Source organism: Solibacillus sp. FSL W7-1472 (assembly GCF_037969775.1).
Classification (GTDB): Bacteria; Bacillota; Bacilli; order Bacillales_A; family Planococcaceae; genus Solibacillus; species Solibacillus silvestris.
Map to the genome: position 1 here is coordinate 656,352 of NZ_CP150208.1, position 13,487 is coordinate 669,838.

The 13,487-nt window shown below is 37.0% G+C and carries 8 protein-coding genes; 5 read left to right on the forward strand and 3 right to left on the reverse strand.

Going from position 1 to position 13,487, the window contains the following annotated elements:
- The first annotated feature begins 158 nt into the window (after positions 1-158).
- Positions 159-1,724, forward strand: a complete 1,566-nt coding sequence (locus tag MKY07_RS03220) for a sensor domain-containing diguanylate cyclase (protein WP_339263797.1) — start codon at positions 159-161, stop codon at positions 1,722-1,724.
- Positions 1,725-1,771: 47 nt separating this feature from the next.
- Here MKY07_RS03220 and MKY07_RS03225 read toward each other — a convergent pair whose 3' ends face one another.
- The 3 genes from MKY07_RS03225 to MKY07_RS03235 form a co-directional block, all read right to left on the reverse strand.
- The gene (locus MKY07_RS03225) at positions 1,772-3,247 is read right to left on the reverse strand and encodes an S-layer homology domain-containing protein (RefSeq protein WP_339263798.1); all 1,476 of its coding nucleotides are present in this window, start codon (positions 3,245-3,247) and stop codon (positions 1,772-1,774) included.
- A gap of 139 nt (positions 3,248-3,386) precedes the next feature.
- Positions 3,387-4,817 (reverse strand): HlyD family secretion protein, encoded by a 1,431-nt coding sequence (locus tag MKY07_RS03230; RefSeq protein WP_339263799.1) that lies wholly within the window; start codon positions 4,815-4,817, stop codon positions 3,387-3,389.
- Complete coding sequence (locus tag MKY07_RS03235; RefSeq protein WP_339263800.1) at positions 4,817-5,497, reverse strand: amino acid transporter; 681 nt, start codon at positions 5,495-5,497, stop codon at positions 4,817-4,819. The genes MKY07_RS03230 and MKY07_RS03235 overlap by 1 nt, the downstream gene beginning before the upstream one ends.
- 245 nt (positions 5,498-5,742) lie before the next feature.
- Between MKY07_RS03235 and MKY07_RS03240 the strand changes: the two genes are divergently transcribed.
- The 4 genes from MKY07_RS03240 to MKY07_RS03255 all read left to right on the forward strand — a co-directional run bounded on the left by MKY07_RS03240 (position 5,743) and on the right by MKY07_RS03255 (position 13,355).
- Positions 5,743-6,927 (forward strand): chromate transporter, encoded by a 1,185-nt coding sequence (locus MKY07_RS03240; RefSeq protein ID WP_339263801.1) that lies wholly within the window; start codon positions 5,743-5,745, stop codon positions 6,925-6,927.
- Positions 6,928-7,376: 449 nt separating this feature from the next.
- Positions 7,377-10,136 carry an S-layer homology domain-containing protein gene (locus MKY07_RS03245; protein WP_339263802.1) on the forward strand — a complete coding sequence of 920 codons (2,760 nt, stop codon included), beginning with the start codon at positions 7,377-7,379 and terminating at the stop codon, positions 10,134-10,136.
- A gap of 164 nt (positions 10,137-10,300) precedes the next feature.
- Positions 10,301-10,549 carry a hypothetical protein gene (locus tag MKY07_RS03250; protein ID WP_339263803.1) on the forward strand — a complete coding sequence of 83 codons (249 nt, stop codon included), beginning with the start codon at positions 10,301-10,303 and terminating at the stop codon, positions 10,547-10,549.
- Positions 10,550-10,580: 31 nt separating this feature from the next.
- Positions 10,581-13,355 carry an S-layer homology domain-containing protein gene (locus tag MKY07_RS03255; RefSeq protein ID WP_339263804.1) on the forward strand — a complete coding sequence of 925 codons (2,775 nt, stop codon included), beginning with the start codon at positions 10,581-10,583 and terminating at the stop codon, positions 13,353-13,355.
- The last annotated feature ends 132 nt before the right edge of the window (positions 13,356-13,487 follow it).

The window sequence follows — 13,487 nt, forward strand, 5'->3', positions numbered from 1 at the left end:
CTTGGTGATGCTTTTTTACTGATTAAATACATAAATCCCTAACAAGATTGTCATAAATATAGTACACAAGCCGAAATAGTGTTAGTCATGCTATGTTATAATACTAGCAATTATATTAAAACAAATATACATGCCTATATTTGGACTAGGAGATTGTAATGTTTTCGTTACGAAATATCGTTAAATTAAAATATTTATTTATTTCAGTCATTGCACTTGCCTTTATACTTTCTACACTAGTCGGTGTGTATAGTACCTACAAAGGCAATATGAAATTAATGCAGGAACAGACACTGGAAAATAACCGGGTTTACGCGCTGAAATTAGCGGAAACAGTCGATAAATTTATTGCTAATTCCACTAACACATTAAGTTATAGTGCAGCAGAGATCGCAAATAACTTTAATAATATAAATAAATTGCAAGAAGAAGTGAATCGTCTTTATTTACGTGGTGATACGTTTAGTTCTGTTCTCATTGTTGATGCGGAAGAAAATGTTTTGGTGAATGCACCTCAAACTCTCGGTGAAGCTGGAAAAAATATTCCTTTCTTAAAAGAACTGAAAAACTATGACAAATATAAGCCTTTCATTTCAGATCCGTTTATTTCGCCAACCGGACGTAAATTGATTGTTATTTCCATGCCGATTTTTGATGAGCAAGGAGCATTTAAAGGGGTTTTAAGCGGGAATATCTACTTATATGAATCGAATATTTTTGAGTCGATTCTCGGCCAGCACCCTTATGAAAATGGCTCTTATGTTTACGTGATCGATACGCGAGGGAAAATTATTTATCATCCGAATAAAGCGCGGTTAGGAGCAGATGCTTCGGAAAATGAAGTCGTCGCCCGTTTATTAAATGAAAAACACGGTGCATTAACATTTGTTAATACACTTGATCAGCCGATGCTGTCGGGTTTCAGCCAGAGTGACCGGGCACGGTGGGGAATTATCGTGCAAACACCATATGATGCAGCGCTTAGTATGGTTGGGCAACAGGTGGTAAGTGTGTTAAAAATCGGTTTACCATTCATTATATTGTCAACGATTGTCGTCTTTTTGTTGGCCAGTCAGATTGTTCGTCCTCTTGAAAGAATAGCGGAAATATCGGAAAACAGTGTGAAAGAGCAAGAGATGAAAAAGCTGAAGGAAATACGGGCATGGTATTACGAAGTGTATAAAATACAAGAAGCACTCATCCACAGTTTTTCGTTTTTACATGGAAAAGTGAATACACTGGAAGAAGAAACGTCAATTGACTCACTGACAAATCTATTGAATCGTGCTACTTTCGAAAAGAAAATACAATTGCTTACTGAACAACGAAAAGACTATACGCTCGTCATGCTGGATGTGGATTGGTTTAAATCGATTAATGATACACATGGACATATCGTAGGGGATAAAGTACTGCAAGCATTAGCAAGTAAATTAAAAGAATCTTTAAAAGAAAATGAATTAGCTTGCCGTTACGGAGGAGAAGAGTTTATTCTTGTTTTTACAGAAACAACGGTTGAAGAAGCATATGAACGCGTTGAATTATTACGGGGAAATGTTCAACAAATTATCAGTCCTGCAGGAAAACCTCTTACATTCTCAGCGGGTATTGCAAACTATCCACTACACGGCGTCCAGATGAAGAACATCATCGAAAAAGCGGATGAGGCTTTATATAAAGCAAAAGAAAACGGACGGAACCGTGTGGAAGTAACGAATGTATAATTTAAAAATCCAGTCTCTCTATAATTAGAGGGACTGGATTTATTAGTTTAATAGAAATTGATCGTAAAATAAGGGGCCTTTTTGCTGCTGTACTCCAGGCCTACGATCGCGTTGTTATAGGCAGGCTGCAGTAGGTTGTCTCGATGTCCTTTACTGTTCATAAAGCCTTCGTGGGCGTAAATGACATTGTAGTGACCATACGAAATATTTTCGCCCCATGTTCTCAGCTCGGACTCACTCATACCTCCGCTGATCATACGGTCATATGGTATTTTACCTGAAAGACTTGTATGAGAGAAATAGTTGTTATCAATCATATCTTTACTATGTTTTCGTGCAATCGTTGCCCATTGCGGTGAGTGTGTTAGTGGATGAACGCCTTCAGCGGCACGTGCCTGGTTCATCAGCTCGACCATCAGCTGTTCGGAATGTTTTTGTGTATCCGATATATCGCCGTAATAGCCATCTTTCTTCACTTCATAGTCTTTATGGACATAAAGGATGGAGCGAATAACATTCTTTTTATGAATATCATAGAAAAACGTTACGTAATAGTCATCTATTAAATAGAAATTATATTCATTGGAAGCTTGCGTATTGTAAACGATATTTTCGCGTTGTACATTTGCGTTTTTCGTTCCGTACTTCGCTTTTACATCGCTTGCATTATTTATGCCGATTTGCAGGTCCTGTGCACCGAAGAAGCTTTTTCCTTGCATTGTCATGTAGCGTGCAACAATCCTATTGTTATCGACACCTTCTAATTCAAAGTCCGAATTTTTTCCTGTTTGCTTCCACGCAAAGTCATATTCGCTATTATACGTTGCTGTAGCAGTTTCAGGTTTTTCAGCAGTAGGAGGCGCTGGTTCGCTGATTACTTCACCAGTCGTTTTATAACTCAGTGCCCGAAATAAAAATGTTGCCATTTGCGCACTTGTGACATTATTGTTCGGTAAAAACTGATTTTTTTCATTGCCGGTCGTAATACCGTGGCTCGCCAAAATATTTACATAGTCATAGTACGAGCTGGATTTTGAAACGTCTTTAAAGCTGACCTTCGTACCGCCGTTCAGTTTCAGGCTTTCTACTAAAATTTTAGATAGATGCGAGCGTTTTACTGGCTGATCCGGATTGAAATTGCCGTATTCGTCCCCGTCAAAAATACCTGATTCATATGCCCAAATAATTTCCTGTGCAAAAGGAGTCGAATTCGTTACATCTTTAAACTTTCCGTTATAAGAACGTACTTTTGGAATGGCCAGGGCCGAATCGCTTGAAAGAATTGTTTGGAGAATTTTCGATGCTTCTGCCCGTGAAACAGGTTTGCTAAAATTGAATTGATTGCCGCTTTTATAATCATACACATTTAAATTATTTAAATATTGGATGGCTTCAGTATGGGAATTCTGGCTGTTTTCTACATCATAAAAAGTCTTTTTCGCCAACACTTCATCATTCGCTATAAATAATGCGGAAGCGAACAAAGTAGTAGCTATGAAACTTTTTGTTATTCTTTTTTTCATTCGTTTCGACTCCTTTTCTATTTTCCGTCACTTTTATTTTTATGTCTTTACCCGTACAGAAAGGCAGTAAAACACAGTGTTCTGTATACATATTAAAACGGTGGGAAAGAAGAGCATGTCCCACCGTTTATTGTTTGTTTTATTTAATTAAATACCAAAGAGCGTCTTTCCATGTTGCATCAACATACGTCCATTCAAACGTACGTAATGGATACGGTCTGAAGGTAGGGGCGAACAGATTTTTTTCGTCTCCGTCAATGAAAATTTGCTGTGGTGCGATTGGTGCTGTAAATACCGCTGTGTCTTCTAAATCCTTGTCCTTCGCTGTATCCTCATTTTTGGAATCTTCGAGTTCAACAGTTCGGATGCGTGGTTCAGTAACTACAGCTTCCTCTTCAATGGCTTCCTCATCAACAGTTTCCTCAACTGGCTCGCCATACATGAATTCATCTTGCTCAATTTCCGCTTTATGCTTGAATAGTAGGTCAACCGGTTCTAATCTAGTTTTCCCATCTTCTCCGACTGCATAAATGAGGTTTTCTGTACTGTCTTGTTCATATTTCACAAGCCAATTCTCATCAACCTGGAAACTGTCATTTGCTTCAAATGTTGTAATTGTTGCATCGGCAAGAGTACCAATTGGTGTTTCCGTTAATAAGTCAGTTGGTTCAATGCTAACTTCATACACCGTATCATCCGGCTTTACTTTATCGTTCTTTTTCATTTCATTAAATGCAATGGAATCACGTGCAGGAATTTGCTGTTTTTCCAGTACATCTCCATCAATGATCAGCTCGTCTTCTTTGCCTTCATTTAATATTACTGAAGCCTTTTGACCGATTTCGATTTCCTTCCAGTCTTCATGTTTCACATATGCAACAAACTTCTTCTCAAGCGATTGAATTTGGAAAATGATCGAATCGCCTTCAAGCACAATCTCTTTAACAATCCCGTCAACTGGTGTAGTTAAGGAATTATTGTTACTTAACTGGGAAATCATACTGTCCAAAATAGTAATCTGGCGCTCTGTTTCCGCAATCGAACGTTGGATAATCGCAATACCTTCTGCTGTTGGCGTATTTTGTTCAATGCCAAGCTCTAGCGTTAAATTAATATTCCAGATATCGTTGTCACCAAGGGTTGTTGAATCAGTTGCAGTACTCGGTGAAGAATTGTTGCTTTCATTTTGTAAATCGGAAACGATTCTTTCCAATTCTGATAGCTCGTTTTCATACGCATCGCGATCCGTCTCAAGGCGTGTAATTTCACGTTCGGCCTCTTCCGGTCTATAAATGGCTAGCTCCGTTAATAGGCTGACACTTTGCCCTTGTGTAACGAGCACTTCGCTAATCGATTGTACAGGCGCTGCGATGAAATGCTCCTGCTTCGCTGCAACCACAGCATCGGTTTCCAAAACTTTTTCATGATAATCGGCTACGGCAAACTGCACATTATTTATATAGTAGTTTTTCATAATAATATCGTTGTCTTTTAGTAATAAATAACCGTTCACCAACAAAAACAATAAGGCAACTGCACTAAAGATCTTCACTTTTTTCGTCATACGCATTACAGACCAAGCCACCCTTCAATCCAAGTTAAAACAGGAAGAATGCTATATAGCGCAACAAGCGATGCCAATACAATTTGAATAAGTATTAACTTAAACAGCAACGCTTTCGGTCGATCTGTCCAATTCGATAAAAATATGTATTGAATCCATACCGTAATTATCGATGCAACTGTTAATTGATTCAGGAAGAACAATAAGTAGTCATGATAATATACGTATGCCATCATAGGTGCCAGTGAAAACATAGTAAACTGAGTAGAATATCCTGCTATCGCAAAGATGATCACCGTCAGCAGTTTTTCAAGAACAACAAAGAAGATGACGTAAAGCTGTATTTTTCGAATCCAGCCATAATCAATATTTGTCAGTAAATGAATCAAATATGTAATGACATAATAATGAATGATAAAAAATAAAATACCTGCTAGAATCGCACCGATTAAAGACATCAGTCTGGCGAAACTATACAAATCTCCTTCACCATTTACAAGTAGTGCTGTTAAATCGGTTGTATTCATCCCCCAGAAATTACGAATGATAAAGAACAGTAATGTAAAACTAAAAATAGCCAGCAAAACTCTCCGATACCCTAATAGTCTCTGATCTTCGCTACGTTCAATATTATGTATGAGTTGCGATGGGTGCGAAAGATGATGCCAAAACTTGTACTCGAACATAAATTCACCTCAATAATTTTATTAACATATGATTAATACCCTAACTTGAAGAAAATAACACATATATTAACAGTGTAATAGAAATCTAGTTTAATTATAATCCTTATTGCAAAGTAAGTGTAAAAAGTATGTAAATAATAAGAAATAATCTATGTGTAGCAAGAGAGAAGTGCTACTTTTAAGTAAGGCGGAAAGTAAATATAGAAGGTTGCACTTCTAAAATAGTCTTAAGGAGTTAACTGGCGATGAATTCAACGAAGCAAAATCGAATCAGATCACTTATCGAAATATTTTTAGTTTCTACACGTTTAGGACTAACATCCTTTGGTGGACCGACTGCTCATCTAGGTTATTTTCATGAGGAATATGTACGCAGAAGAAAGTGGATGGATGAAAAAAGCTATGCCGATTTAGTAGCACTATGCCAGTTTCTGCCCGGACCTTCTAGCAGCCAAGTGGGAATCGGCATTGGAATTATGCGCGCTGGAATAGTAGGGGGCATTACATCTTTTATTGGATTTACATTTCCATCAGTAGTAGTACTTATCGCATTCGCATTACTTATGACGGGTTTTGATGTTGGTAATGCCGGATGGATTCATGGATTAAAAATTGTGGCAGTGGCGATCGTTGCACATGCAATTATCGGGATGGCTAAAAGTCTGACACCTGATTTGAAAAGAAAGGCCATTGCGATAGTGGCATTACTTGTGACGCTTCTTTGGCAAACTGCTTTTAGCCAAGTAGGGGTTATTTTGATTGCCGCATTTATAGGGTTTCTTTTGCTGGAACAGGAGAATAAGGGTGGGGTGGTACATTCGCGTTTTCCGGTTTCTAAACAGGTTGGAGCGATTTGCCTTGTTGTGTTTGTTGGCTTACTGGTAGTTTTACCTTTATTGAAAGAGATGACAGGTTCTTATTGGGTGGCAATGTTTGATAGTTTTTACCGCTCCGGTTCCTTCGTTTTTGGCGGGGGACATGTCGTGCTGCCATTACTGGAAAAGGAATTTGTCCCAACAGGTTGGATGAGTGAAGAAGCGTTTTTAGCAGGGTATGGTGTTACACAGGCAGTACCAGGTCCACTTTTTACATTTGCCGCTTATTTAGGAACGGTCATGAATGGCTGGCAAGGTGGGGTAGTCGCGACGGTTGCTATATTTTTACCAGCGTTTCTTTTGGTAATCGGGGCACTTCCGTTTTGGGATCAACTACGCAACCATCCGAAAATTACAGGTGTCATCATGGATATGAATGCGGCGGTTATCGGTATTTTAATTGCGGCATTGTATTCTCCAATCTGGACGAGTTCGATTTTGGAAGTGAAGGATTTTGCATTAGCCGTAGTGTTATTCAGCATGCTTGCTTACTGGAAAATGCCGCCGTGGATTGTCGTTGTTACCGGGGCTGTAGCTGGGTTGGTATTATTATAGTAAAGGGGGAAGCTGTCTCTAGCGTTAGAGATGGCTTTTTTGTTTTTGTGTAGTATACGAAGTTGCTCCTTTATATAGAATAAGGTTCTAATTCCCCAGGTTAATGGTTTGCCTTATCTAGGATTTATATTCAATATATGTAATTAATATACTGATAAGGAAGTCATAAAAGTACCATTTTAATACCAATTAATATAATTCATAAAACAATAAAATTATATTTAAAAACTAATTATTGCCAAGAGAATTAATTATTACCAATTAATATTACTTAAAGTTCTGACAACTAAAGTATTGATGTAACTAGTGTTGGGGAGGTTGCTTTATATTTCCTAAATTAGCATTGACATTAAAATATCTTACTAATATACTTATAAATGTTATCGTAATATACGAGACAACATTTGTTAAAATGATAAAAAATTGTTTTTATTGGAGGAAATCATTCTATGGCTAACCAACCTAAGAAATATACTAAATTCGTAGCAGCTGCTGCTACAGCTACTCTTGTAGCATCTGCAATCGTTCCTGTAGCTTCTGCTGCTGGATTCTCAGACGTTGCTGACACAAACTCACATGCTGTGAACATCAACGCATTAGTTGATGCTGGCATTATCCAAGGATACCCAGACGGCACATTCAAACCAAACCAAGAACTAACTCGCGGCCAAGTTGTAAAAATGTTAGGTAAATGGGTAGAAGCTCAAGGTTTCGAAATCCCAGCTGACTACGCAACAAAAGCTCGTTTCAATGATGTAGCTGTTGATGCTAAAGACCAAGAATTAGTAAAATATGCTGCATTAGTAGCTGATACTGGTGTATTCAACGGTTCTAACGGTGCATTAAACGCTTCTGGTAAAATCACTCGTGAAAACATGGCTCTAGTTCTAGATCGCGCTTTCAAAGCAATCAACGATACTACTTTAGTAGAATTAGCTACTGAAATCGAAGACGTTAAAGTTGCTGACTTAGCAACTGCTAAAGCAGAAGCTCGTGAAGCAATCCAAGCTTTACGTGACTTAGGTATTACTGTAGTTGAAAACTTCAACCCTAAAAACACAGTAACTCGTGGTCAGTTTGCTTCATTCTTAAACAAAACTATCAACACTGATGCAGTAGTTGAATTAACTGTTAAAGAAGCAGTAGCAGTAGATGCTAAAACTTTATCAGTAACATTATCTGATGATACTAAACACACTGTAAAATTAGAAAAAGCTTTAGAAGCTAATGAAGCAACTGAAGTAACTTTCACAATCAATGAAAAAGAGTATACTACTACAGTAACTTATGTTGTTAAAGAATTAGCTGTATCTTCAGTATCAGCTGCAAACGCTGCTGAATTAGTTGTGAAATTCAACAACCCTGTAAAAGCTTCAACTGTAGTTGAATCAAATGGTACATTAGTAAATGGCGTATTCTCTATTACTTCATTATCAACTGATGGTGTAACTGCTGCTACAGTAACTAGCGCTGATTCATTAAAAGCTACTTTAAGTGAAGATGGTAAATCTTTAACTATCCGCGTAGCTGCTGATGAAAAATTCGAAGGTCAATATGCATTTACAATTGCTAATAACACAGTTGTTGCAAAAGAAGATGCTAAAAACAAATTAGCTGCTTATTCTACTACTTTCACAGCTAAAGATTCAGTACGCCCAGCTTTAGTAGGTGTTTCTTACACTGATACTCAAACTGCTGTTGTAGAATTCTCTGAGCCAATCGTTAAAGACAGCACATTTGCATTATCTGCTGCTCGTGTTGATGGTAAAGAATTACAAGCTGCTTCTAAAGCAGTATTAACATCTGCACAATTTGAAATTGATGCAAATAACCCACGTAAAGCTACAATTAGCTTAGCTGGTTTAGATACTAAAGATGCTGATGCAGAAATCAAATTATCATTTGTTGGTTTAACTGACTTTGCTGGTAACTTAATTTCTCCAAACCCTGTATCAACAATTGTTAAATTAGACACTTCTAACAAAGAAGAAGCTCAAGTTGTTTCTATTAAAAAAGTAGGAACTTTAGAATTAGAAATTTCTTTTGACCAAGCATTAAAAACAAAACCTGCAGTTAAAATTGATGGCACAACAGTTGATGCAGCTAAAGTAAGCATCAGCAAAAAAGATGCTAAAGTTGTTAACGTTAAAATTGATAACACAATTACAGGTCTTAAAGATGTTACAATTAGCGATTTTGTTGGAATTAACAATGTAGCTGGTAAATCAGTTACAAAAATTGTGAACTTCGATGCAGATATCGTAGCTCCTAAAGTTGTTTCTTCTGCTGTAGAAAAAATCAACGGTAAAGAATATTTAGTAGTAACATACGATGAAGACGTAATCGTACCTACAACTACAGTTGCCTTAACTGGCTCTAAAGTTGTGAATTATGTAACTTCTGCATTAACTTCGGCAGATACTGTTGATGTAACTTTATATGATGAAACGGCTACAAAATCTAACAAAGTTAAAATGGAGTTAACTGGTTTAGTTGCTGCTGATTACACAGTAGAATTAGCTGAAGGCTTAGTAACTGACTTATTCAACAACAACTCTGTTAAGAAAGAAGTTAAATTCACTCGTACAGCTAACGATTCTGAGATTGGTTCAATTTCAGTAACTCAAGATGTTAGTGATAACAATGTATTAATTGTTAACTTTGATAAAGAAGTTGAACCTACTTCTGCATTAAACGTTGCTAACTACACTGTAGAAGGCGCTAAAGTTGAAAAAGTTCAATTAACTAACAACTCAGGTACTGCAACTGTAAAAGTAACTTTAGCTAAAAACTCTAATGAATTCTCTGGATTACATTATGTAACAGTATCAGGTGTAAAAACTACTACTGGTAACGCTATGAAGGCTTTCGCAGCTAATGTAAACATCGTGGAAAACGTAGTCCCTACTGTAGCTAAATTAGAAGTTACTGCTACTAATCAATTAAAAGTAACATTCTCTGAAAATGTAAATGTTACTGGTACTTCAAACTTCGATGTATATGTTGGAACTGAAAAAGTTACTGCAACAACTGCAGCTACTACTAACTCTAAAGAATTAGTAATCACTCTTGCGGATGCATTAGAAACTGCTGATAAAGATAAAACAATCACAGTTAAACCAGCTACAACGATCGATGTAAAAGACTTAAAAGGTAACAAATTAGACTTCACAGAAGCAACTGCTACTGTTTCAGCTTTAAATCTTTAAGATCTAAAAATAATTAAATACCTTTAGTCGTAAGGCTGTGGAAAGACCAATTAATTTGGTTTTTCTACAGCCTTTTTTATATAGATTTTATTAGTGGTTGAATTATACAATAATTTGTAAATTCATATATAATTCTATACAATATTAACTATGGAGGGATTTTTATGCATTTTTTTAGTCAATTGAAAATAAATGGTCTTCTATTAGATGTTCAAGGTTTTTTTCAAACAAAAATGAATATCCTTGAAATTCATTGTAAGGAAGTATTATCGTTATTTAGAAATTGGAAATATGAAGAAGTAATAGTTGAGGAATTAGCTTTTATAGATAAGGATCAAACTATTTATTCAGACAGTACAAATCTAGTAATCGCTGAAGTTAGTCATAATCAAATAAAGTTTCTACATATATAAAACAAGAGAATAGAAATTGGAGGCGTCACATATGAAAGTTCATACTAAATTTCTAGCATCTGCAACAGCAGCTGTTCTAGCAGCAACGGCAGTTGTTCCAGCAGCTAGTGCAGCATCGTTTTCGGACATTAAAGGCAGTGGTCATGAGAATGCGATTACTTCATTATCGGAGCAGGGAATTATCGGAGGTTATCCGGATGGCACATTCAAGCCGAATCAAAACCTGACGCGTTCAGATGTTGTAAAACTATTAGGGAAATATTTAGTTTCATTGGGGCATGAGGTCCCGAAAGATTATAAAACGAAAATGCGCTTTACAGATTTAACGGCAAAATCTCAGGATGAATTGTTGCAGTATGCGGCATTAGTGAAGGATGTTGGGGTTTTCCAAGGTAGTAATGGGGCACTTATGCACCGTGACCAGTTACGCCGCGACCAGATGGCGACTGTTTTAGTACGCGCATTTAAAGTGATCAATGAATTTGATTATGTGGAAGCAATGAAAGAAACTGACTATAAATCGAATATTATTGATTTAAACAGGACATCTACGGAGCATCAGGAGTCAATTGAAACATTGGCTTACTATGCGGTCACAAAGCAAAAAACATTTAATCCGAAAGATCCGACAAAGCGTGGTCAGTTCGCTACGTTCCTATATAATATGCTTCAAATTGAAGTACCAAAGCCTGAACCGGAAAAGCCGGTTTTAACAGTTAAAAAAGTAGAAGTACAAGCAGCAGACAAACTGCGTGTAACGCTTTCAGATGATAAGGCATATATTGTGACATTAAAAACTCCGTTAGTGGAAAATGTGGAAACTGAAGTTACTTTTGATGTTAACGAACAAACGTTTACAACGAAAGTGAAATTTGAAGTGCCGGATTTGAAAGTTTCTTCTATTACAAACCCTAATGGCGGGCAAATCGCGATTTCATTTAATCAGCCGGTGAAACTCGGGGCTGAGTTAAATACAGCGGCCATTAATAAACTCGTTGCAGTTACAGGTGTTGATCGTCTTGGACAAGTACAATTGTCAAAAGGCCAATTAAGCGAAGATAAGCGCACATTGACGGTGACAATTAATGCGACAACTGGATTAGAAGGACGTTACCGTGTCGTAGTTGATGGCATTGAATCGGTAACAGCGAAAAAGCTTGTTAAATATGATGATATCGCAACATTCGTACCTGATAAAACAGCACCGGGCGTTTTAAAAGTTGAAAATGTTTCGGCTACTAAAGTAAAAGTAATTTTTACAGAGCCGGTTACAAATCCGATTGGCGTTACCCAATTTAAATTAGCAAATGGTACAGTAGTGTCAGGTATTCAAGGAACAATTGAAAAAAACGCAACAGAAGTTATTTATGATCTATCGGCGGCGACTGCAAAAGGGCAATTTTTAGCACCAGGTACAGCAATTTCCATCACATTTGGGACAATCATTGATATTTCGAATAACCTATCTTCACCGAACCCGTTAACTACGTATATTACAAAAGGGGATAAGGATGGGGTTGTGCCAACGTTAATAAATGTAACGCAGCTTGGTGCAAAAAAGTTCAAGTTAACATTTTCTGAGGAAGTTCGCGCAATTGTACCCGCAGATATTACGATTGCTCAAAATACGTATTCACCGGGAATTACTAGTATTGTTAAAGATAAAGAGGATGCCAATTCCTATGTTGTTACGACGAATGGTTCATTAAACGGATATTCAACTATTTCAACGACACCTGGACGTTATATTACAGATGTTTCCGGAGAAGTGAATGTATTTTCCACAGCTTACAACTTTGTAGCTGATACAACTGTCCCGTCTGTTGTCAGTACTAATGTTGTAAAAGATAAAGGAATCGAATATTTAGAGTTTACGTTTGATCGTAATGTAGAAACAGCGGCCTTTGCACAAGTGACACTATCAGGCAGCTATATTTCAAATGGATATACGTATCCATTAGCAAATTCTTTAGTAGGGCAGCTTGAAAAATCAGCAACAAACGACAAAACAATCCGAGTCCGCCTAAGTACATTAACAGGGCTGACATCAAATTCAGGCTACACATATTCAGTTGGTGCTACGTTTACAGGTGTTACTAGTGAGTATGGACAGGCGGTAAATCCTGCCTACCAAGTGAATTTTGTACGTGGTTCGGATTTTGCACAAAATGAAGAAAAGCTTTCCGTTTTAAGTGTGGAAACTTCCTATAATGCTAGACAGGGTACGGTAATTGATAATAAAACGATTGTTATTACGTTCTCGACATATGTGGATGGTGTTACGGCATCGAACCTGCAGAACTATGCTTTGGAAGGTTTGACAATTCAGCGTGCAGTCGTGAATCATAATGAGCCACATAAAGTATATTTAACAATCAAGGAAGGGGATATTAGCTTCCCTCGCGGAACAAATTTAACGATCAGCAATTTACGGGCATTAAATTCAATTGTCACAATGGAACCTAAAACTGAGCTGGTTTATTTAAATGAAAATATCGCACCGCAATATGTTTATCATAATATTACAGGAACCGATACAATCACTCTTTCATTTAATGAAGCAGTGAAAAATGTATTGAATCATTCTTTTGAAGTAAAAGTGGGCGATTTAGCAGTGCCGATTTCACAAGTATATACCACAGGTAGTAACAATGAACAAGTGGCAATCCGCTTAGCCCAGCCGTTAAAAGCAAACCAAGTTGTCACTGTTTCCCAAACTGGCACATCAACAGTTAGTGATCTGGCGAATAATAAACTTGTTTTCTCTCCACTCCAGTTTACAGTTCCTACGAATATTAATTACTAATTTTTGGAGCATATCTATTTCGATAGATATGCTTTTTTTATCTTTATAATACTTTTTAGTCATTTTTATGGAATTATGTTTATATTCAAATAATTTGTGGAATTGGAAAGGTTGTAAGCAAGTTTGAAAAAT